Source organism: Rhodococcus sp. MPR-R1B (assembly GCF_058793255.1).
In genome coordinates this window covers 372650-392680 of record NZ_JBXAFO010000001.1, presented here as the reverse complement: position 1 = coordinate 392680, position 20031 = coordinate 372650, and the positions used below count along the sequence as shown (strand labels likewise).

The 20031-nt window shown below is 63.1% G+C and carries 22 protein-coding genes; 12 read left to right on the top strand and 10 right to left on the bottom strand.

Annotated features, from left to right (window positions below; translation table 11 throughout):
- Positions 1-42 precede the first annotated feature (42 nt).
- A complete protein-coding gene (locus AC1Q61_RS01925; protein ID WP_007729990.1) occupies positions 43-894 on the bottom strand; it encodes a mechanosensitive ion channel family protein in 852 nt (283 codons plus the stop codon).
- A gap of 80 nt (positions 895-974) precedes the next feature.
- Here AC1Q61_RS01925 and AC1Q61_RS01920 point away from each other — a divergent pair, with 80 nt between their 5' ends.
- From AC1Q61_RS01920 to AC1Q61_RS01905, 4 genes are all read left to right on the top strand, one after another.
- On the top strand, positions 975-1613 hold the full coding sequence (locus AC1Q61_RS01920) for a DUF2461 domain-containing protein (RefSeq protein ID WP_054828147.1): 639 nt from the start codon (positions 975-977) through the stop codon (positions 1611-1613).
- Positions 1614-2041: 428 nt separating this feature from the next.
- Positions 2042-3034, top strand: a complete 993-nt coding sequence (locus AC1Q61_RS01915) for an ABC transporter substrate-binding protein (RefSeq protein WP_007729992.1) — start codon at positions 2042-2044, stop codon at positions 3032-3034.
- An 83-nt stretch (positions 3035-3117) separates the two neighbouring features.
- A complete protein-coding gene (locus tag AC1Q61_RS01910) occupies positions 3118-3903 on the top strand; it encodes an alpha/beta fold hydrolase (protein WP_007729994.1) in 786 nt (261 codons plus the stop codon).
- Positions 3904-3973: 70 nt separating this feature from the next.
- Complete coding sequence (locus AC1Q61_RS01905; RefSeq protein WP_081558480.1) at positions 3974-4702, top strand: Clp protease N-terminal domain-containing protein; 729 nt, start codon at positions 3974-3976, stop codon at positions 4700-4702.
- A 70-nt stretch (positions 4703-4772) separates the two neighbouring features.
- On the opposite strand, the gene AC1Q61_RS01900 is transcribed toward AC1Q61_RS01905, so the two are convergent.
- On the bottom strand, positions 4773-4976 hold the full coding sequence (locus AC1Q61_RS01900) for a cold-shock protein (protein WP_003939930.1): 204 nt from the start codon (positions 4974-4976) through the stop codon (positions 4773-4775).
- Positions 4977-5294: 318 nt separating this feature from the next.
- Here AC1Q61_RS01900 and AC1Q61_RS01895 point away from each other — a divergent pair, with 318 nt between their 5' ends.
- Complete coding sequence (locus tag AC1Q61_RS01895; RefSeq protein ID WP_238704836.1) at positions 5295-6347, top strand: ABC transporter substrate-binding protein; 1053 nt, start codon at positions 5295-5297, stop codon at positions 6345-6347.
- Positions 6348-6393: 46 nt separating this feature from the next.
- Positions 6394-7113, top strand: coding sequence for a dienelactone hydrolase family protein (locus tag AC1Q61_RS01890; RefSeq protein WP_030536547.1), 720 nt, complete (start codon positions 6394-6396; stop codon positions 7111-7113).
- Here AC1Q61_RS01890 and AC1Q61_RS01885 read toward each other — a convergent pair whose 3' ends face one another.
- On the bottom strand, positions 7114-7839 hold the full coding sequence (locus AC1Q61_RS01885) for an SDR family NAD(P)-dependent oxidoreductase (RefSeq protein WP_054188428.1): 726 nt from the start codon (positions 7837-7839) through the stop codon (positions 7114-7116).
- Positions 7840-7911: 72 nt separating this feature from the next.
- On the opposite strand from AC1Q61_RS01885, the gene AC1Q61_RS01880 reads away from it, so the two are divergent.
- On the top strand, positions 7912-8451 hold the full coding sequence (locus AC1Q61_RS01880; protein WP_099698127.1) for a MarR family winged helix-turn-helix transcriptional regulator: 540 nt from the start codon (positions 7912-7914) through the stop codon (positions 8449-8451).
- Here the strand turns inward: AC1Q61_RS01880 and AC1Q61_RS01875 are convergent, their stop codons facing one another.
- Genes AC1Q61_RS01875 through pcaH form a run of 6 tightly spaced genes read right to left on the bottom strand, consistent with a single transcriptional unit; the run spans position 8452 to position 14380 of the window.
- Positions 8452-9663: an acetyl-CoA C-acetyltransferase gene (locus AC1Q61_RS01875; protein WP_030536550.1), complete on the bottom strand. Its 1212-nt coding sequence runs from the start codon at positions 9661-9663 to the stop codon at positions 8452-8454.
- Between the two features lie 24 nt (positions 9664-9687).
- Positions 9688-10512, bottom strand: coding sequence for an IclR family transcriptional regulator domain-containing protein (locus AC1Q61_RS01870; RefSeq protein WP_007730008.1), 825 nt, complete (start codon positions 10510-10512; stop codon positions 9688-9690).
- On the bottom strand, positions 10509-11690 hold the full coding sequence (pcaDC, locus tag AC1Q61_RS01865) for a bifunctional 3-oxoadipate enol-lactonase/4-carboxymuconolactone decarboxylase PcaDC (protein WP_118606967.1): 1182 nt from the start codon (positions 11688-11690) through the stop codon (positions 10509-10511). Before pcaDC ends, AC1Q61_RS01870 begins: the two co-directional genes overlap by 4 nt.
- Positions 11687-13015, bottom strand: a complete 1329-nt coding sequence (gene pcaB / locus AC1Q61_RS01860; RefSeq protein WP_118606965.1) for a 3-carboxy-cis,cis-muconate cycloisomerase — start codon at positions 13013-13015, stop codon at positions 11687-11689. The genes pcaDC and pcaB overlap by 4 nt, the downstream gene beginning before the upstream one ends.
- 11 nt (positions 13016-13026) lie before the next feature.
- Positions 13027-13668: a protocatechuate 3,4-dioxygenase subunit alpha gene (gene pcaG, locus AC1Q61_RS01855; protein ID WP_042446987.1), complete on the bottom strand. Its 642-nt coding sequence runs from the start codon at positions 13666-13668 to the stop codon at positions 13027-13029.
- A complete protein-coding gene (gene pcaH, locus AC1Q61_RS01850) occupies positions 13661-14380 on the bottom strand; it encodes a protocatechuate 3,4-dioxygenase subunit beta (protein WP_007730015.1) in 720 nt (239 codons plus the stop codon). The genes pcaG and pcaH overlap by 8 nt, the downstream gene beginning before the upstream one ends.
- A gap of 171 nt (positions 14381-14551) precedes the next feature.
- On the opposite strand from pcaH, the gene AC1Q61_RS01845 reads away from it, so the two are divergent.
- Together AC1Q61_RS01845 and AC1Q61_RS01840 are read left to right on the top strand one after the other, a co-directional pair.
- Entirely contained in the window at positions 14552-15298 is a 747-nt protein-coding gene (locus tag AC1Q61_RS01845) for a CoA transferase subunit A (protein WP_030536554.1), read from the top strand.
- Positions 15295-15942, top strand: a complete 648-nt coding sequence (locus AC1Q61_RS01840) for a CoA transferase subunit B (protein WP_030536555.1) — start codon at positions 15295-15297, stop codon at positions 15940-15942. Before AC1Q61_RS01845 ends, AC1Q61_RS01840 begins: the two co-directional genes overlap by 4 nt.
- A 63-nt stretch (positions 15943-16005) precedes the next feature.
- Here AC1Q61_RS01840 and AC1Q61_RS01835 read toward each other — a convergent pair whose 3' ends face one another.
- Positions 16006-16884 carry an AraC family transcriptional regulator gene (locus AC1Q61_RS01835; protein ID WP_118606963.1) on the bottom strand — a complete coding sequence of 293 codons (879 nt, stop codon included), beginning with the start codon at positions 16882-16884 and terminating at the stop codon, positions 16006-16008.
- A 154-nt stretch (positions 16885-17038) separates the two neighbouring features.
- Between AC1Q61_RS01835 and AC1Q61_RS01830 the strand changes: the two genes are divergently transcribed.
- From AC1Q61_RS01830 to AC1Q61_RS01820, 3 genes are all read left to right on the top strand, one after another.
- A complete protein-coding gene (locus AC1Q61_RS01830) occupies positions 17039-17611 on the top strand; it encodes a peroxidase-related enzyme (protein ID WP_003940498.1) in 573 nt (190 codons plus the stop codon).
- A 133-nt stretch (positions 17612-17744) separates the two neighbouring features.
- Positions 17745-19442, top strand: coding sequence for a hypothetical protein (locus AC1Q61_RS01825; protein WP_030536557.1), 1698 nt, complete (start codon positions 17745-17747; stop codon positions 19440-19442).
- Positions 19414-20031, top strand: a complete 618-nt coding sequence (locus AC1Q61_RS01820; RefSeq protein WP_030536558.1) for a sortase domain-containing protein — start codon at positions 19414-19416, stop codon at positions 20029-20031. The genes AC1Q61_RS01825 and AC1Q61_RS01820 overlap by 29 nt, the downstream gene beginning before the upstream one ends.

Sequence of the window (20031 nt, the reverse complement as noted above, 5' to 3'; positions counted from 1 at the left end):
TCGCGCACTTGATGGAAAGGGCAGACGCTTCCGTCTCAACCGTCATCGCAGAACAGGCAGGTACGGTGCCTCGATACCCTGCTCTTCGAACGCAGTCAGAGCCGAGCGCGCAAATGCGCGCTGGACTGCCCATTGGCGCCCAGGCTTGACCTGCGCCGTCACTCGAATGGTAATTGCCTCGGCAGTAACCGAATTGACTCCCAGCATCTCCGGCTTGTCGATCATGTCCGCCCTGATCGGTTCGGACTCTGCCGCCTCGAGGACAGCTCGCGTCGCCACCTCACACGCTTTGTGCACGTTCGCATTGTGGGCGATGGGGAGATCGAGAACTGCAGTGGCGTAACCCTGACTCATGTTGCCCACTCGCAGGATTTCGCCGTTGCGGCAGTACCACAAGGTGCCGTTCACATCTCGAATCGTGGTGACGCGCAGGCCCACTGTTTCGACGGTGCCGACCGCGTCGCCGAGATCGACGACGTCGCCGACACCGTACTGATCCTCGAGCAACATGAAGATGCCGGAGAGGAAGTCACGCACCAGGTTTTGTGCACCGAAACCGATGGCAAGGCCGATGACTCCGGCGGATGCGATGAACGGCGCGACGTTGATCCCGAGGATGCCGAGAATCTGCAGCACACACCAGACCAGGATGACGATGGACACCGTCGATTTGAGTACCGAACCGATGGTCCGGGCTCGCTGCGATCTGCGCTCGTTCACCTTGGCGTTCGGAGACTTGCGAGGCTTCGACATTCGATCGATCCCGCGGTGCAGTGCGAAGCGCAGAACGACTGCGAGCGCCACGTAGATCGCGATCTCGACGGGTCGGTGAATCAACCAGTCTCGGTTGGTATCGGTCAGTTCCCATGCTTGTATTTCGGAAATCATCTCCATGCAGTCTACGGATTCGGGCCGATCCGGGCATCGGTGCAGGGCAGACGGTCCAAAGCCGAACAGGCAGCTAGGCTTACGTCATGGCTGCGTTCACTGGCATACCCGTTGCTGCACTCGATTTCTACGAAGACCTGGAAGCCGACAACAGCAAGACCTGGTGGGCAGCGCACAAGGAGACGTACGACGAAGTGGTTCGTCGTCCGATGGCGTCGTTGACCGCGGCGTTGGAGGACGAATTCGGCACGGCCAAGCTCTTTCGGCCGTATCGTGACGTTCGATTCTCGAAGGACAAGATCCCGTACAAGACGCACCAGGGAGCGTTCGTCGGTCTCGCCGAGAGCTGTGGCTACTACGTGCAGATCGACGCGGCAGGGTTGATGGTGGCCGGTGGTTTCTACGCCAGCAGTTCGGAGACCATCGCGCGTTATCGTGCGGCCGTCGACGACGACGTTCGAGGCCCGGAGCTCGAGAAGATCCTGGCCTCCGTCGAGAAGGCCGGATTCACGATCGGCGGCGACAAGCTCAAGACGGCGCCTCGCGGATACACGGTCGATCACCCGCGGATCGAATTGCTGCGTCACAAGTCGCTGACCGCTGGGCGTACTTACCCGAGCCCGCCGTGGTTGGACAGCGCCAGGACATTGAAGGAAGTTCGCGCGGCGTGGCGCGCACTGACACCTTTGGTCGAATGGTCCGGGCAGGTGCTCGGACCGAACTGACCGTCCGACAAAAAGTGTGACGCAGCCGTAGGAGAGTTCACCTCGAGTTCATCAAAACTCGAGACGCCTGGGGCTACCGTGGTGTGTGTAACTCAAAGTTTCGGCACCGCTTCGAGTCGCAGCGCCGCAGTTCGAAGCCATTTTCTCTCGATCGACATCGTGAACAACCCGTGTCAGTGGAGACCATCATGGCTATGTTTCTTGCTCTCGTCCTGATCATCTCGGTTCTCGGAATCGTCGGCACCTACCTCGCGTTCAGCGCGGTCTACTTCGTCGAGATGCGCAAGCTCGACAAGTAGGGCGGCTCGATTTGGCCTGATTCGACTATTTCTGGGCCGATCGCGACGACCCTCCCTGCGTACGCTGTTAGGGCATCCTTATCCGCTCGCAACAGTGGATGATTCATTTCTTTTGGAGGTTCGACACGCATGCCCGCTCAATCCACGCTCTTGCTTCCCGAGGGCTACTCCGACAACCGCCTCGTTTCGGACCTCACACGTCGGCAGTTCGGCTTCGGTGCCGGGATCGCCGGGCTGGGCGCGTTCCTGGCGGCCTGCGGTGACAGCGGGAGCAGTTCGGGTGAAACCGAAATGCGTTCTGTGACGACACCTCTCGGAACGTACGACATTCCTGTCAATCCGAAGAGGGTTGTCGCGATCGACTCGCGGCTCGATCTGGAACCTGCTGTAGCTCTGGAACTTCCGCTCGTCGGCTACACGTACGCCCAGGCGACACCGTGGGTGCCTATCGATTCGTCGGTACCGTTCCTGTCGGAGATCCCCAACCGCGAGCAGATCTTGGCGCTCGAGCCCGACCTGATCGTGTGCCTGAACTACGAGAGCGAGTGGTGGCCGGTGGCCGAGATGTCCACCATCGCACCGGTTCTGACGACAGAGTTCACCGACGACTGGCGCACAAACCTCTCGCGGTTGTCGGGCTGGCTCGGTCGAACGGCCACACTCGATCGATTGACGCTCGACTACGACAATCTGATTTCCGACATCCGCAGTCGTCATGCCGAGAAGATTGCGTCCAAGACCGTCGCCAGTGTCTCGTTCATGCCGGACACGAACACGCTGTACGTCACGAGCATCCGTACCTCCGAGAAGGGCGACAAGCCCAGCGACATGACGCTCGGCGACATCGGTGGCAAAACCGCCACCTCGGAGGGGCTCGATCCCGAGGGCGGCGTCAGCCTCGAAGGCCTCGACGTGCTGGCCGGCGTCGACGGCTTCATGATCACCGAGAACGAGGACAGTGCGGCGTACCAGGCATTGGTGGCGAGCAAGCTGTGGCAGCGACTCCCGGCAGTGCAGGCGGGCAACGTCACCAGTCTGGGTGGCTCTACGTTCTACGGTTCGATCTACACGATTTCGTACGTGGCACAGGGTTGGGATGCCCTGTACAACAAGATCAGCTGAAGCCTCTGCCGACCGGACCGATGAGTTTAGGTAACGCGGGCGGTCTAATCAGGTAGGCATTGACCAGACCTGAGGAGATCGACGTGCAAACAGAGCAATCCCCAGCGGTAGTGCAATCCCGCGACGGTACGACCATCGCATACGAACGCTCCGGTGCCGGACCAGCAGTGGTCCTGGTCGCCGGAGCGTTCTGCGACCGCGGTTGGTTCGATTCCCTGGCTGCAGAGTTGGCGGCGGACTTCACGGTGTACTCGTACGACAGGCGCGGACGCGGGGACAGCGGTGACAGTCGCGCGTTCTCGATCGACGCCGAGGTGGAGGACTTGCGGGCGGTCGTCGCTGCCACCGGTGAAACACCGCTCGTTTACGGATTGTCGTCGGGTGCCGCGCTGGCTTTGGAGGCCGCTGCGCAGGCCGTTCCGATGCGTAAGCTCGCCGTCTACGAGGCGCCGTACATGGACGACGACCAGCGTGACGAGACTGCCCAAAGTGACCTGGAGCGATTGATTGCGGGCGGCGACAGGGAAGGTGCTGTGACGCGTTTTCTGGATCTGACCGGTGCATCCGCGGAGATGGTCGACGAGATCAAGCGGAGTGCCGATTGGCCCGACATGTGCGCCATCGCGCACACCTTGCCTTACGACGTCGCTGTGTGTGATCACGGCTGTCAGTCGCTCGACTGGCTTGCCTCCATTACCGTCCCCACGTTGGTCATGTACGGCGGTGACAGTGGTCAATGGGCACCTGCCTCGGCGACGAGAATCGCTGCAAAAGTCTTGGGGACAAAGACTTTGGAGATCCCCGGTCAGGGCCACGGCGTCGCCGACGACGCTATTGTCCCGGCTCTGCGTGAATTCTTTTCCGGCTGAGCACTGGGCGGCGAAGACGATCGTCAACCTAGGGTTGACGTTTTCGATTGCGTCAACCTATGGTTGACGCATGAGCAAACCAGTGGAAATGACCAACAAGGTTCGACTCGACGACCTCATCGACGCGATCAAGAAGGTGCACACCGACGCGCTCGACCAACTTTCCGACGCCGTGATTGCCGCTGATCATCTCGGTGAAGTTGCAGATCACCTGATCGGCCACTTCGTCGACCAGGCGCGTAGGTCGGGAGCGTCGTGGACGGAGATCGGCGCGAGCATGGGTGTCTCGAAGCAGGCTGCGCAGAAGCGTTTTGTTCCCAAGGCGCCGAGTGATCAGAAGCCGATGGATCCGAACGAAGGGTTCAACCGGTTCACTCCCCGGGCGAAGAACGTCGTCATGGCCTCGCAGAACGAAGCCCGCGCCGCCGGTAACGCAGAGATCCGGCCGGAGCACCTGCTCCTGGGGCTCGTCGAGGAGCCTGCCGGGTTGGCTGCGAAGGCGATAGTGGCGCAGGGGGTGGAGCTCGGATCCGTCCGAGCTGCAGTGGCCGGTGTACTACCGGCTCCGACTTCCGAACTACCAGAACTCATTCCGTACGACGCTCGTGCGCGCAAGGTCCTGGAACTGACGTTCCGTGAGGCTCTTCGCCTGGGCCACAACTACATCGGAACCGAGCACATCCTGCTCGCACTGCTCGAACTCGAAGACGGATCAGGTGTTCTGGCTGATCTCGGAATCTCGAAGTCGGTGGCGGAGTCGAACATCGTTGGAGCGTTGGCCGTCATTCAGGATCAGTGATTCAGAGGTGAATCCGATGCAGAAGAGGGCCGCACCCTTGGGGGGGGGGCCCCTCTTCTTGTGTCACTGATTAGACAGCGCGCACATTGGTGGCCTGAGGACCCTTCTGGCCCTGGCCAACCTCGAACTCCACACGCTGGTTCTCGTCGAGCGACTTGTAGCCGTTGCCCGAGATTTCAGAGTAATGAACGAACACGTCCGGTGTTCCGTCGTCGGGAGCGATGAAACCAAAGCCCTTTTCGCCGTTGAACCACTTCACGATGCCCTGTGCCATACCGATACTCCCTACAAACTCGATCCGGGCCCTCACATCGAAGTCCCGATCTCGATGTGTCTATCCTCCCATGCCGCGCAAGTCGAACGGTGGGCGACGTGCAGAAGCGAGTTTGTCAGGGGCCGACAAGGAGGAGGGATACCGATCTTCAGCACTTGTCTGATCAATCCGTCGACGGCGTGGACTCGTGGCTCGCATGCCAGCCTGCGGGGCTAGACCAGCGAGAAGCTGCCCAGCTGTGTTCTCGCGCTCGGATCGCTCGAAGTCGACAACGTAGGGCCCCACGGGAGCTGAGGGTGGGCTAACCTCTCATTCGCTGTGCCCTCGGCGCGCGCAGCAGACGCCGAGAAGGAGAGTGCACACGTGTACGGAACGATTCGCGAATCACCGACGACCGCTGAACTTGTGGACCAGCTCAGTCGCCGTGGGTTCTTCGGCGTCGGCGCGGCGGCAGCGGCCGCCATCCTTGCGGGGTGTTCGACTACATCAGATGCTTCTGATGCCGGCGAACAACGTGAGGTGATCAATGCGCTCGGAACCACCACGATCTCGGGGAAGCCGGAAAGGATCGTTGTTGCCAGCGACTTCACGGATCTCGAATTCCTGCTCTCTCTCGGCGTTCACCCAGTCGCCTACGGCAATACGGGTGCGTGGGACCGCGGTGCACTGCCGTGGCAGAGCACCGCTGGAATAGCCGATCTCGAAAGCTTCGACACCACAGGCGAAATCAGCCCGGAAATCATCGCGCGCTACTCACCGGATCTCATCATCGGAATGAAGACCTATCTCGAACCGGCAGCCGAGAGGCTCAGCCAGATCGCGCCGGTCATCGCGCTGGACTGGACCACCTCGTGGCGTGACGGCGTCGCCACGGTCGGGCAGGCCGCTTTTGTCGACGAGGCCGCTGCTGCAGCGATCGCCCGGACCGACGCCCTGATCTCCGACACCGCCGCTTCGCTGAACGGCTTGGGTGGCAAGACGATCATGATCGGCTCGATGTACGGCGATCAGTTGTATGTGCAGGGGGATGCCAGTGCGCCCGGGGTTCTGCTGCGCGAACTCGGACTCGACTATCGCGGATACAACGCCGAGCAGATGACTGCGCTGTCGATGGAGCAGGCGGAGGTACTCGCACCCGCAGACATTTTGCTCAGCCTCGCTTCTGATCAGGAAGCGACGACGAGGTTGGAGAACTTCGCAGTTTTCCAGAACCTCCCCGCGGTGAAGGCGCGAGCCTATGCGCCGGTCGAACTTCTGCTCTCGAATGCCTTTGTCGACAATTTCGGTCCACTGAGCGCACCGTACGCCTTGCCGCAGCTCGCCGGGGTCTTGACCGGGCTTGCGGCGGGCCAGGGAAAACAGCTCCCCTGACCTCGCTTCCGAGCCTATTGACGCCGCGTCGGCCTAGCATCGAAACATGGTGGACATAGATCTGACGGGCCGCGCCGCAGTAGTCGGCGGATCACAACCGCTGCGAGCGATACTCGAAACCCCCACTACCCCCGGCCCGTGGCCGGGGGTAGTGATGATTCACGAGGCCTTCGGGCTCGAGGAGGTGATGCAGCGGCAAGCCAAGCGGCTGGCCGCTGCGGGATTCCTGACGCTCGCTGTCGACCTCTACAGCGCGGGCGGGGCGAAGCGGTGCCTAGTGCCCACCATGACGTCGATGCTTCGAGGACACGGCAAGGCGTTCACCGACATCGAAGTCGCTCGCAGTTGGCTGGTGGAATCCCCGGACTGCACCGGAAAGATTGGTGTCATCGGATTCTGCATGGGCGGCGGCTTCGCGATGGTCAGCGCCGGAGATTTCGACGCTGCCTCGGTCAATTACGGTCAGCTTCCACGCAAACTCGATGAGGCCGTGGTGGATGCGTGCCCGATCGTCGGGAGTTTCGGAGGCAAGGACTTTTCGCTCCGGGGCGCGGCAGCGAAGCTGGAGACGGCGCTCAGCAATGCCGGTATCGAGAACGACGTCAAGGAGTACCCCACCGCCGGCCACGCGTTCCTCAACGACGCGGAGGCCGGACCCAAGGTGCTTCGTCCTTTGGAGCGCATCCTCGGAATCGGTCCCGATCCTGTTGCAGCGCAGGATGCCTGGAAGCGAATCGACTCGTTCTTCGAGCGCCACCTGGCGTGATCAGCGACTGGTTCTCTCACCGCCGTTGACTGCCAATACCTGACCGGTGATCTGCCGGGCACCCGGTGAGGCCAAGAAATGGACGGCTGATGCGATGTCGTCCGGGGTTCCGGCGCGCTTGGTGCTGGTGGATTCGATCAGCATCGCGCGACGCTCGTCCGTCAGAAAGTCCCGGAAGAACTCGGTGTCGGCGATGTAACCGGGGGAGACGATGTTCGCCGTGATGCCTTCTGGGCCCAGTTCGGCGGCCAGATCGACATTCCACGTCGCAACTGCTGCTTTGGCAGCGCCGTACGCTCCAGCTCCCTTGTCGGCGGCAATCGATCCGATGGTGATGACGGCACCGCCACTGGGGATTCGATCTCGAACTGCTGCTGTGGTCAACACTGCCGAGATCAGATTGGAGTCCAGATTGGCCCGCCACCCGGCGGCCAGGGATTCCAGATCTGACGGCGCTTCACGATCGAAGTCCGTGTTACCGCCGGCGCAGTGCGCCACGACGTCGATGGTTCCCGGAAGCGAATCCTGCAGCCGCTTCAGGTCTTTCGGGTCGGAGTTGTCACAAGTCAAGGCGTGAACATTATCGCCCAACTCCTCCGCGGTCTTTTCGAGTGGTTCCGTGCGTCGGCCGGTGACAAAAACGGTGTCTCCGTCCCGGGCGAACGCCGCTGCAACTGCGCGCCCGATCCCTGTTCCGCCGCCGGTTACCAGAACTGTGCGTGTCATGCCTACCTCCGTGAGCTACGTTTAGACCTATACGAAGAACGTATCATTTAGAGCTAAACGAGGTGTGCAGTGGTGGGCGACTACAACCCGGACGACGCGGTGGACGCGGTTGCCTTGGCGTGGCTTCGCGAAAGGCCGGGCACGCCCGTGGAGGGTATCGGCATCGTCACCAGGCTGTGGATGTGCGCCAAGCTGCTCGGTGAGGATCGCCGACGGGTACTCGCCTCGGCCGGTGCGGACACAGCCACGCTGGACCTACTCAGTGTCCTGCGGCGATCCGGCGAGCCGTATCAGTTGACGACTCGCCAGATCACCGAGCAGACCGGAGTCACGGCCGGTGCGATCTCGCAGCGACTCGCACGCGCGGAGAACGCGGGTCTGGTGGAGAGGTCCTCCGCCGCGCAAGGGTCACGAATAGTGCTCGTGACCCTCACTGCCGCCGGTCACGAGCTGGTGGAGCAATTGGTGGACCGAGTTCTCGGCCGTGAAGCCGAACTGACGTCGATTCTCACCGAGCAGCAGCAGGCCGAACTCACCGAACTGCTGCGTGTCTTTCTCGACGGCCTACGCGGCGAACTCGGTGACTCCGGCGTCGCGCACGTCGGGGCTTGATCAGGACAGGCGCTCGAAGACCGCAGCCAGGCCCTGCCCGCCGCCGATGCACATCGTCTCGAGGCCGTAACGCGCTTCGCGACGGTCCATCTCGCGCAACAGGGTGGCCAGGATTCGTCCACCCGTGGCTCCGACCGGATGTCCGAGGGAGATGCCGGAGCCGTTGGGGTTGATGCGTGGGTCGTCGGCCTCGAGATTCCAACTCTGCAGGACTGCAAGTGCTTGTGCCGCAAAGGCTTCGTTGAGTTCGATGACGTCCATGTCCGCCAGGGTCAATCCGAGGCGGCCGAGTGCCTTCTCCGACGCCGGTACGGGGCCGATGCCCATGGTGCGCGGCGGAACGCCCGCAACGCTCCAACTCGCGAGGCGTGCGAGCGGTCGCAGTCCGAGGGTACGAGCTTTGTCGGCGGTGGTGACGATCGCCAGTGCTGCGCCGTCGTTCTGACCGCTGGCATTACCTGCAGTCACGGTGGAGTCGGGGTCGATCTTTGCGCGCATGGGACGAAGGCGCGCAAGCGATTCCATCGAGGTGTCGGCGCGTGGATGCTCGTCGGTGTCGACGAGCAGGGCCTCGCCCTTGCGCTGCGGAACGGATACCGGAACGATTTCTTCGGCGAAGACGCCGTTCTTCTGTGCTGCGACTGCACGCTGATGGGACTGAACCGCGAGTGCATCTTGATCCTCGCGGCTGATGGAGAACTCGGCGCGCAGGTTCTCTGCCGTTTCGATCATTCCGCCGGGAACCGGGAAGTCACGTCCGCCGGCTGTGACGCGGGCGCGCGCGAGACGATCGCTGAGCGCAACTCCTTCACCCTTGACGCCCCAACGCATTCCGGTTGCGTAGAACTCGGCCTGGCTCATCGACTCGGCACCGCCCGCGAGGACCAGGTCACTGCCACCGGACTGAACCTGCATGACGGCCTGGATGACTGCCTGTAATCCCGACCCGCACCGGCGATCCACCTGCATGCCGGGAACATCGATGCCCAGACCCGCGTTGAGCGCCGCGATGCGTCCGATCGCCGGAGCCTCACCGTTCGGCGAAGCCTGGCCGAGAATGACGTCGTCGATCTCCGCGCCGGAAATGCCGGTACGCGTGACGAGTTCGGTGATCAGCGTCGAGGCGAGATCTTCCGGGGCTACGTCACGGAAGACACCGCCGAAGCGGCCGACAGGGGTACGGAGCGGTTCACAGATGACAACGTCAGGCATTGGTTCTTCCTTGGGTCTGCTCGGTCAGCGGGTGGCAGCCGAGTGATTGTTGGACGACTGAGTACGTCCGAGATCGACGGAGATGGCGTCCGCGGTGGCGACTGCGGCCGGAACCAGTTCACCGCGAACAGCTTCGGCGCTGTAGCGGGCGGCTTGGGTGGAGATGTTGACGGCAGCGACCACGTCACCGGTCGCGTCCCGGATGGGTGCGGCGAGCGAGCGCAGACCCTCTTCGAGTTCCTGATCGACAATCGCGAACCCGTCGGCGCGAATCTTCTCGAGTTCGGCACGCAGTCCGTCGGCGGTGGAGATGGTCTTGCCGGTCAGGCGGGCGAAGGACACTCGGGCGAGGTAGGCGTCCAGTGCGTCGTCCGGCAAGCCGGCGAGCAGAACTCGACCCATGGATGTGGCGTACGCGGGAAAGCGCGTGCCGATGGTGATGGACACCGTCATGATGCGGCTGACCGGAACACGAGCCACGTACACGACGTCGTCACCGTCGAGGATCGACACGGACGTGGATTCACGGACCTTGGCGGACAAAGCTTCCAGATGCGGCCCGGCAATCTCGGGGAGAGACAGACTGGACAGGTAGCTGTAGCCGAGTTCGAGGACGCGAGGCGTCAACCAGAACACCGAACCGTCAGTACGTACGTATTCGAGTTCGACGAGCGTGAGTAGGAAGCGGCGAGCAGTCGCACGCGTGAGATCGGTGTGCCGGGCAACCTCGCTGAGGGTGCGACGCGGGTGCTCACCGTCGAAAGCCTTGATGACGGAAAGCCCACGGGCCAGCGACTGCACGTAGTCCGGGGACGGTCCCGGCGCCTGCTCGCTGCTGTTCTCACTCATGTTGTCTCGTTCTCCTCAGGTTCGGCCGAGAGGTCCGCGAGTGCTTGCTTTCCCAGCGCAAAAGCCAAGTTGCTGTTCGGCACACCCGCATAGACCGCGGTATGGAGAAATACTTCCACGAGTTCGTCGGGATCGATCCCGGCACGCAGCGCAGCGCGAATGTGCATGTCGAGTTCGTGTTCGTTGCCGACGGCAGTGAGGATCGCGAGAGTGAGGAGCCTGCGGGTGTGGTGATCGAGGCCGGGGCGCGACCAGATGTCACCCCACGCCGTGCGAGTGATGAAGTCCTGGAAAGGGGCGGTGAACTCGGTGGCACCGGCAATGGAACGGTCGACGTGGGCGCCGCCGAGCACCTGGCGTCGTACGGTCATGCCGGCCGACACCGCGGCGCTACGTTGGGCGAGCGCAGATGTGTGCGAGGCAATATGCGTTGCAAGTAGTTTGGTGACGCGCCCGGCTTGTTCGACGTTGGCCAGGTGTGCGCCCGGATCGACCACGTGCAGTACCGCATCGGCGATGCCGTCGGCGATCGCACCCAACGTCGACGGAGGCGTCGCCGGATCCTGCTCGCCCGCGACGAGGAGCGTCGGAGCGACGATGCGGGCCAGGTCGTTGCGGCCGTCCCACGTCGAAAGCGCCTCGCAGCAGGCGGCATAACCCTCGTCGGGTGTGGCTTCGACCATCGCGACGTGGCGGGCGACAAGCTCCGGATCGTTTTCGGCCAGTCCCGGCGTGAACCAGCGTCCGACGACGGCGGCCGCGATGGACGCGATGCCGTCCGCACGGACAGCCTGCGCACGATCGATCCACGGCTGAGCCGGGGCGAACTGCGAGGACGTGCACATCAACGTCAACGTCTCGACGCGAGTGGGGTGGTGTGCGGCGATCCACTGGCTGACAGCGCCGCCGAGGGAGAGCCCGACGAGATGTACGGACTCGAGTTCGAGCGAATCGAGGAGAGCGATGACATCGCCGGCGAGATCGGCAATTGAGTAGGGGCCCGCAGGCACCGGTGACTTGCCGTGGCCGCGATGGTCGACGGCGATGACGCGGTAGCGATTCGACAGCGTGTGAATCTGCGGCTGCCACATGGACAGATCGGATCCGAGTGAACCCAGGAGAACCACTGCCGGGGCATCGAGATTGCCGGTCTGTTGAAAGTTGAGCGCGACGCTCATCGAGATCCTCCTGTGGGGCGTTCGGCGAGGGCGCGGTCGACCAGATCGGTGGCGTGGCCCAGATAGTGTGCGGGGTCGAGTAGTTCGGCGATCTCGGTTTCGCTCAGGTGCTCTGCGATGGCGGGATCACGATCCAATCTGGTTCCGGAAGTGGCTGCCGCGGTGACGATGTCGCGCGCTCGATCAGTGTGTGCGGACAGGGCCTTGGTGACACGCTCGGCGAGAATCAGGCCACCGGTGATGTCGAGATTGCGAGCCATCGACTCGGTGTGTACTTGCAGGCCGGTGAGGCTCACGGAAAGCTGGTGCGCCGCTCCGCCTGCCAGACGCAGGAGATCGGTGACGGTTTCCCACTCGGCGTGCCAGGGGCCTGCGGCGCGAGCGAATTCGTGATCCATGTTCGACAGGGCTGTGGCCACCAGCGCGGGAGCACGTCGCGCTGCCGCGCGGGCGGTGATCGCGGCAACCGGATTCTGCTTGTGCGGCATGGCCGATGAGCCGCCCGGAGCGCTCTCGGCAACCTCGGACAGTTCGGTGGACGCCATGACGGTGATGTCGGTGGCGGGCTTGGAAATGGCGCCGGCGACGATACCGAGTGTGGTCGCGAGTTCTGCGATAGTCACGCGGTCGGTGTGCCAGGGAGTGACCTGCCTGGCCAGGCCGAGTTCGTCGGCCAGCGCGTCGGCGATCCTGAGCCCGTCGGGATACAACGCAGCGAGTGTGCCTGCGGCGCCGCCGAATTGAACCGGCAACGTGGACAGCACGATCTCGAGGCGAATCGCTGCGGCGTCGAGTGCGGTGAACCAACTCGATGCCAGTAGCCCGAAGGTGGTCGGAAGTGCTTGTTGTCCCAGGGTTCTCGCGACTATCGGAGTAGAGCGATGGATACGGGCGAGGTGGGCGGCGGAATCGGCGGCGCGGGTCAGGTCGGCCAGAACCACCGCGCCCGCGCGTCGCGTCAACAGCATCAGCGCACAGTCCATGATGTCCTGACTGGTGGCGCCCGGGTGCACCACGGAGGCAGGCACACCTTCCTGTCCGACCCTTTCGCGCAGCATCTTCACCAGCGGAATGACGGGATTTCCGCCGGCGGCCGACGCGCGGCCGAGCGCCACGATGTCCATCCCGCCCGGTTGTGAGAGTTCGGCCGCGGCAGCAGCCACCGCGGCGCAATGTTCCCCGTCCGCCAACCCGACTGTGGCCATCGCACAACTCAGTGCGGCCTCCACGTCGAGCAACGCGGTGACCCACGCCTGGTCGGACAGGTGCTCCGATACGCGGGTGGCCCCGAACACCGGGTCGAACAGTGCGCCGCGAGTGGGCATGTGTACTCCTCTTACAGCTCGAAGAAGGGCGTCTCGACGCCGTTCGCGTCCTCGTCCTGAACATAGACCGTCCAGGAGTACCCACCGTCGACCTTGGTTGCAACCAGCTTCGCGCGTTCGGTTTCGCTCAGTGAGGACAGCACCGGATCTGTTGCGTGTGCGTCGGCGTCTTCGGGGAAGTACAAGCGGGTGACCAGGCGGTCGAGCATGCCGCGAGCGAAGACCGACACGTTCACGTGTGGGGCCTCGTCCGCATCCGTTTCAGTGGGCTGCGCACCGGGCTTGACAGTGTGGACCAATGCAGTGCCCGTGGGATCCGCTGCGCTGCGGGCGAATCCGCGAAAACCAGCCGGAGTGAGCTCCACTGCGCCACGGGGATCGTCCGGATGGTTGAAGCGTCCGAGCGTATCGGCCTGCCATGTTTCGATCATCGCGTCGGCGACGGGTGTACGGGCGCCGTCGATCACCGTGATGGCCAGCGTGATTCGTCCGGGGGCATCGGCGGGAGCGGCGTCGGGGCCGTCCGTCCAGGGGAGGCCGATGTGCCAGTACGGCCCGACGGTCTGAGAGGGCGTGACACCGAAGGGGGCGGTGGTGAAGTCGCCGGGGACGACCGGATAAGTGGGTGCGGGCTTCGCGGTGTGATCAGTCATCGTGGTCTTCCTCGTTCTCGAATACGGAGGCGTTACGGCCGCGCAGGACGATGTCGAAGCGGAACCCGAGAGCCCAGTTGGGGACTGTGGCGTCGTAGTCGAAGACGCTGACCATGCGGTGACGTGCTGCTTCGGGTACCGCGTTGTAGATCGGGTCCTGGAAGAACATCGGATCGTCGGGGAAGTACATCTGCGTCACGAGGCGCTGCGTGAATGCCGTGCCGAACAGCGAGAAATGGATGTGTGCCGGTCGCCAGGCGTTGTCGTGGTTCATCCACGGGTAGGCGCCCGGCTTGATCGTGGTGAAGCTGTAGTGGCCGTTCGCGTCGGTGACGCAGCGACCCAGGCCGTTGAAGAACGGATCCAGCGGCGCGGGCCAGTTGTCGCCGGTGTGGCGGTAGCGTCCACCGGCGTTGGCCTGCCACACCTCGAGCAGTGTGTGGGGGACGGGTTTTCCGTCGCCGTCGAGTACGCGGCCGTGAACGACGATGCGCTGTCCCTGTGCTTCGCCGCCGTTGGCAATGGTCAGGTCGTTTTCGCCGGCGCCGACGCGATCCTCGCCGAATACCGGCCCGGTGAGCTCCGTGAGCCGCTGGGGGAGCAGCTTCAGCGGCTGCTTCGGGTGGCGAAGGGAAGTCGTCTTGTAGTCCGCGAAATCGGCCGGGGCGTTGACGCCAGTCGGCCGCTGGTACCTCGGCGGGAGATGCAGCATAGGGAACCTCGTCGTTCGGTTACGTGAAGTTGTTCGCAATGTGTACATGTGTTGCGCTCTGCGAACAGAATAGTTCGTAGATGTGACCCAGGCAATGCCGGGGGCGAGAAATGTTCGTTATGCGGACAGGGGTGCACAATACGTACGGGTCGCGCTACTGTGATCGACATGATGGACAAAGTCATTCCCACTGCTGCCGAGGCCGTCGCCGACGTGCCGGACGGCGTCACGATCGCTGTCGGAGGTTTCGGGCTCGTCGGAGTGCCGGAAATCCTCATCGATGCGCTCCTCGAGCAGGGCGCGACATCACTCGAAACGGTGAGCAACAACTGCGGCACCGACGGGTTCGGGCTCGGAGTGCTTCTGGAGAAGGGGCGTATCCGTCGTACTGTCAGCTCGTACGTCGGCTCCAACAAGGAGTTCGCGCGTCAGTACCTTTCCGGTGAGCTGGAAGTCGAACTCACGCCGCAGGGCACGCTCGCCGAGCGCATGCGCGCCGGGGGAGCGGGCATCCCCGCGTTCTTCACCCCGGCCGGCGTCGGCACCCAGGTCGCCGACGGCGGCCTGCCACTGCGTTACGACGGCAGCGGCGGCATCGCAGTTGCCAGTCCGCCCAAGGAAACTCGTGACTTCGACGGCGTCACCTATGTGATGGAGCGCGGCATCGTCGCCGACTATGCACTGGTCCATGCCTGGAAAGGTGACCGGCATGGCAACCTCGTCTACCGCGCGAGTACCCAGAACTTCAATCCGGCTGCAGCAACGTCGGGGCGCATCACCATTGCGCAGGTCGAGCACCTCGTAGAGCCGGGTGAGCTCGACCCCGCCGAGATCCACACGCCGGGCATTCACGTTCAGCGTGTTGTCCACGTCGGCCCCGTGACGGTCGGCATCGAGAATCGGACGGTACGAGCATGACTTCTGTACTACCCACCAAACTCACCCGCGAAGAGATGGCGGCCCGCGTCGCGCGCGAACTCGAGGACGGGCAGTACGTGAACCTCGGCATCGGTATGCCGACGCTGGTTCCGAACTACCTCCCGACCGACATCACCGTTGTATTGCACTCGGAGAACGGCGTTCTGGGCGTGGGGCCGTACCCGACCGAGGACGAACTCGATCCCGAGCTGATCAATGCGGGCAAGGAGACCATCACCGTTCTCCCCGGTGCGTCGTTCTTCGACTCCTCAGCGTCGTTCGGCATGATCCGCGGCGGCCAGGTCGACGTTGCCGTGCTCGGTGCCATGCAGGTCAGTGCCACCGGAGACCTCGCGAACTGGATGATCCCTGGCCACATGGTCAAAGGCATGGGCGGCGCGATGGATCTGGTCCACGGCGCAAAGCGTGTCATCGTGATGATGGAGCACGTCTCGAAGAAGGGTGAGCACAAGATCGTCGAGAAGTGCTCGCTTCCGCTGACCGGTAAGGGCTGCGTCCAGCGAATCATCACCGACATGGCCGTGATCGACGTGACTGACGACGGTCTCCGCCTGGTGGAGACGGCGCCGGGCATCAGCGTCCAGGACGTGGTTGCTGCTACCGGAGCGAAACTGATTCTTTGACAGTCTGTTTCATCTGATGGCTCAGCCGCCGGGTCGTGACTTCCATCCGACCTGGCGGCTGTTTTACGCCCCGACGTCGCTCAGCTCGCTCTCGACCGGAATCCAGAGCTCGAACCGTGCGACGGTGAAATCGTCGTTGTATTCGGTACGCATGATCTCGGGACCAGGTACGGAGCGAAAAGGGTTGGCAGGGAACCATTCCGTGTAGATATCTCGCCACAAATACTGCACAGATTCGATTTCCGACCCGTCGGCGGTGAAGACGGCCCACGTGTGTGCGTCGACCGTCAGCACATCGAAACCCGTGGGTGAAGGTTTGCCGGTGACCACTCCCAGGTAGTAATCCAGTTCTGTGCCTTCGGTTCTGGGATGCGCCAAATTGTCGACGACACTGACGATTCCCGCCGGGTCCTGATCGGAGAGCTCGCGCAACCCTCGCAACGCAACCTTGTCCACGGAGCGGGTGAAATCTTCGATCGCAGAATTGGGACCTTCGTGAACCAATGGAACCCGGGTCTTGAACCCGACTACCGTCAGGGCAGGTTTGTCCACAAGCATGTAGTCCATCGGTGTGGCTCCTTCCAGTGTCACGTGAATGACAAGTTTCTGTTGGGATTTGAGAACGGCGGGAGCGCGTGTGACCGCGCCGGGGCTCACGCCGTGAAATGCGGTGAACGCTCGTGTGAAGGCTTCCGCGGACGAGTAGCCGTACTTCACGGCGGTCTCCAACACTCCGGATCTGCTGACGGACAACTCGGCACCGGCCAGGGTGAGTCGACGTCGACGGATGTATTCGGATACGGGAATGCCGGCCAGGGCCGAGAACATCCTCCGAAAGTGATACTCCGAGGTGGTTGCCAGGCTTGCCATCTCGGCTGTCTCGATCTCGCCGCTCAGATTGCATTCGATGTAGTCGAGCGCGCGGTTCAGTCCGTCGATCATCGTGTCTTCCTGTTCACGGGTTTCACGCTACGCAGATCACTTGGGCCGTACCCGACTATCCGTGCCCGAAAAAGTAGGGCAGGAAATGCATCTGGACAACTCAGTTAATCATCATTATCTTGAATCGAACATCGATGGTTGACCAGGAGGCACAGTGAGCACCCGTTTTCCGCAGGCTGAATTGACCGAGGTGCCCGAGGACATCGCCGCCAAGATTCTCGAGATCCAGGAGAAGTCGGGGTTCGTGCCCAACGTCTTCCTGATGTTCGCTCGGCGCCCAGCCGAGTTCCGGGCATTCTTCGCATACCACGACGCGATCATGCTCAAGGAAGATTCCGCACTCACCAAGGGTGATCGAGAAATGATCGTCACCACGATCTCTGCGGCCAACAAATGTACGTACTGCGTTGTCGCGCACGGCGCAATTCTGCGTATCTACGAGAAGAAGCCGTTGGTTGCCGACCAGGTTGCGGTCAACTATCGCACCGCAGAGATCTCCGATCGTCAGCGCGCGATGCTCGACTTCGCCACCAAGGTGAACTCCGCCTCGCACGAAATCGCCGACGCCGACTTCGACGCCCTTCGTGTGCACGGCTTCGGCGACGAGGACGCGTGGGACATCGCCGCGATCACTGCATTCTTCGGGCTGAGCAATCGCATGGCGAGCTTCTCCGGCATGCTGCCCAATCCGGAGTTCTACCTGATGGGGCGCGTTCCGCGGTCCTGATTCCTGCGGTTAGCGCAGCAGCTCTCAATTTTTCGGACCGACCGGTCGTAACGTCTGGAAGTCAGCCGACGAAGTAAAGGCTGTCCACGCCGGAATTGCCGTCTTCGTAAAGAAGGCCGAAAGGTTGAGCGCTATGTCGGAGAAGTCCATCGCCCATTCTCGGAGGGTCCGCTCTGCGGCCGCCGGTGCCGTACTAGCTCTCGGATTGGCGGTGGGCGGCACGGGAATTGCATCGGCAGAGCCGGAAACCGTGTGTACCCCGAGCGCTGATCCGCTGGTGACCTGCGCCGAGGAAGAGGCAGCTGCCACCACCGACGCCGACGCGGCGACGAGCACCGAGACCACGCCGGAGAAGGTTGAAGCCGGGGTCGCGGGCACGGGCAGTGCCGAAACCGCTGGTACGGACGCTGCAGCACTGGCGGAAGCCGAAGCAAAAGCCAAGGCAGCTGCCGACGCGGCAGCGAAGGCCGCCGAAGCAGCCGCGACGGCAGGGGTCGACTCGTCCGCAGCGACAGACACTTCGGTGAAGGCGACCGAGGCAATGACCCAGGCGAGCGTCGAGGCAACCAAGGCGGCGGTCGAATCGACCAAGGCCAAGGCGGAGGCCGGGGCCGCGGAACAGTCTGCCAAGGAAGCCGAAGAGGCAGCCAAGGTTGCGGAGTCCGCGGCGGCCGATGCGAAAGAGGTAGCAAAAACAGCTCAGGCAGAAGCCGACGCGGCCGCAGCCAAGGCTGCTGAACTCGAGGAGGCTGCGAAGGCCGCCGGTTCGGGGCCCAAGACCGAAGAGGCAGCAAAGGCGCGCGCCGAGGCTAATGCTCTGCAGGCCAAGGCCGATGAGGCGAAGGCTGCCGCGGATGCAAACGCCAAACTGGTAGCGGACAAGAACAAGGAAGCCGAGGAAGCCTTCAAGAACTGGGATTTCGCGAAGGCAGCCGTCGCTAAGGCTCAGGCGTTGGCCGCAGCTTGGAATGCCAAGCAGCTCGCGATCACCGTCAAGGAAACTCAGAAGGTGGCCACCGCCGCTGAAACCACGGCCAAGGCAGCCGAGTCCGCAGCTGCCACCGAGGTAGAAGCTGCTACCGCCGCCCGTAAGGCCGCAGATGAAGCGGCGGCTACTGCGGCTTCCGCGCTGAAGGATGCCGACGCTGCGCAGAAGGCCGCGGAGACGGCCCAGGCCGAAGCCGATGCTGCGGGCGAGGCTGCCACCGACAAGCGAGCCATCGCCGACGAAAAGGCTGCCGAAGCCGCCAAGAAGGCCGAAGCTGCCGAAGCGGCGAGCAAGAAGGCGCAGGATCTCTACCTGGCCGCCGAAGACGCGAAGGCGGCGGCCGACGCCGCGGCAGCAAAGGCCAAGGAAGCTCAGGCCGCTGCAGCCGCCGCAAAGGCCGAAGCGGATGCAGCGCAGAAGATCGTCGACGAGCTCAAGGCAAAGGGCGAGAAGGAGATCGACAACGGAACAGGCGTCGGCGGTGAAGTGATCATCGGTGAGCACACTGACGACGGCTCCGGGGTCACGAAGGTCGACGAGACCACCGCTGTAGTGAACAAGACCGGCGTCAAGCTGGTCGGCTACTACAACAACAAGGGAGCCTTCGACGTCGTCGACTACTACGTCACCGATGCCGACGGCGATCCGGCGCTCGCCGGAAGCCTGCCCCCGGTCGACCTTGCTCTCGGTGACACCGCAAGCAGCAGCACCAGCGGTAGCAGCAACTCCAACCTGCCGGCTGTATTGATCGGCGTCGGAGTCGTGGGCGCTGCCGCCGCAGCAGCTACGACGGTGGTTGTTCGTCGCAAGCGTCATGACGGCCCGGGCAACACGTCTGCGTAGCCTCGGTCTCTCGGCGGTAGCGATCCTCGCCGTCCTCGTATCCGGATGTTCGGGCGAGAACGCGGGATCGCTACCTGACCGCTCGCCGGTGCAGTCGCATATCGCGGCTGCACCGGCTTCGGTGACCGTCGATCCGGCAGAACCCGAGAGGATCGAGTTGAGGTCTGCGTCCGGGGTCACGTACCTGAGCAGTCCGTTGCACTCGGAGAAACTGATGCGCGGCGGCGAGAGTGGGCAGCAACTGAATCCCGTCGACGAACTGCCGGTGTGGTGGGGTGAAAGCGGAATGCCGGGAACGTCGACCACACAAACAGTTGTCGTGGTCGGCCACAACTACACCACTCGCGAAGCACCATTCCGGGCGCTCCGGGTAGTGGAGCCGGGCGATCGAATTCTCCTGGGTACACCGAACGGCACACTCGAGTACGACGTCGAAACAGTCGGGCCGCTGCACAAAGGTTCGCTGCTGGGCGCTCACGAGTTGCGCGAATCGGTTCCGGGACGGCTGATCCTCGCCAATTGTGATGTCGTCGAAGGAGAGTCGACCGACGACAATTACGTTGTCATCGCCCAGCTGGCAGCGCACTGA

What these genes read in the sequence shown, in the direction of transcription:
- AC1Q61_RS01925 (WP_007729990.1), bottom strand. Translation starts at nt 894, where the DNA reads ATGGAGATGATTTCCGAAATACAAGCATGGGAACTGACCGATACCAAC.
- AC1Q61_RS01920 (WP_054828147.1), top strand. Translation starts at nt 975, where the DNA reads ATGGCTGCGTTCACTGGCATACCCGTTGCTGCACTCGATTTCTACGAA.
- AC1Q61_RS01915 (WP_007729992.1), top strand. Translation starts at nt 2,042, where the DNA reads ATGCCCGCTCAATCCACGCTCTTGCTTCCCGAGGGCTACTCCGACAAC.
- AC1Q61_RS01905 (WP_081558480.1), top strand. Translation starts at nt 3,974, where the DNA reads ATGAGCAAACCAGTGGAAATGACCAACAAGGTTCGACTCGACGACCTC.
- AC1Q61_RS01900 (WP_003939930.1), bottom strand. Translation starts at nt 4,976, where the DNA reads ATGGCACAGGGCATCGTGAAGTGGTTCAACGGCGAAAAGGGCTTTGGT.
- AC1Q61_RS01890 (WP_030536547.1), top strand. Translation starts at nt 6,394, where the DNA reads ATGGTGGACATAGATCTGACGGGCCGCGCCGCAGTAGTCGGCGGATCA.
- AC1Q61_RS01885 (WP_054188428.1), bottom strand. Translation starts at nt 7,839, where the DNA reads ATGACACGCACAGTTCTGGTAACCGGCGGCGGAACAGGGATCGGGCGC.
- AC1Q61_RS01875 (WP_030536550.1), bottom strand. Translation starts at nt 9,663, where the DNA reads ATGCCTGACGTTGTCATCTGTGAACCGCTCCGTACCCCTGTCGGCCGC.
- AC1Q61_RS01870 (WP_007730008.1), bottom strand. Translation starts at nt 10,512, where the DNA reads ATGAGTGAGAACAGCAGCGAGCAGGCGCCGGGACCGTCCCCGGACTAC.
- pcaDC (WP_118606967.1), bottom strand. Translation starts at nt 11,690, where the DNA reads ATGAGCGTCGCGCTCAACTTTCAACAGACCGGCAATCTCGATGCCCCG.
- pcaB (WP_118606965.1), bottom strand. Translation starts at nt 13,015, where the DNA reads ATGCCCACTCGCGGCGCACTGTTCGACCCGGTGTTCGGGGCCACCCGC.
- pcaG (WP_042446987.1), bottom strand. Translation starts at nt 13,668, where the DNA reads ATGACTGATCACACCGCGAAGCCCGCACCCACTTATCCGGTCGTCCCC.
- pcaH (WP_007730015.1), bottom strand. Translation starts at nt 14,380, where the DNA reads ATGCTGCATCTCCCGCCGAGGTACCAGCGGCCGACTGGCGTCAACGCC.
- AC1Q61_RS01845 (WP_030536554.1), top strand. Translation starts at nt 14,552, where the DNA reads ATGGACAAAGTCATTCCCACTGCTGCCGAGGCCGTCGCCGACGTGCCG.
- AC1Q61_RS01840 (WP_030536555.1), top strand. Translation starts at nt 15,295, where the DNA reads ATGACTTCTGTACTACCCACCAAACTCACCCGCGAAGAGATGGCGGCC.
- AC1Q61_RS01835 (WP_118606963.1), bottom strand. Translation starts at nt 16,884, where the DNA reads ATGATCGACGGACTGAACCGCGCGCTCGACTACATCGAATGCAATCTG.
- AC1Q61_RS01825 (WP_030536557.1), top strand. Translation starts at nt 17,745, where the DNA reads ATGTCGGAGAAGTCCATCGCCCATTCTCGGAGGGTCCGCTCTGCGGCC.
- AC1Q61_RS01820 (WP_030536558.1), top strand. Translation starts at nt 19,414, where the DNA reads ATGACGGCCCGGGCAACACGTCTGCGTAGCCTCGGTCTCTCGGCGGTA.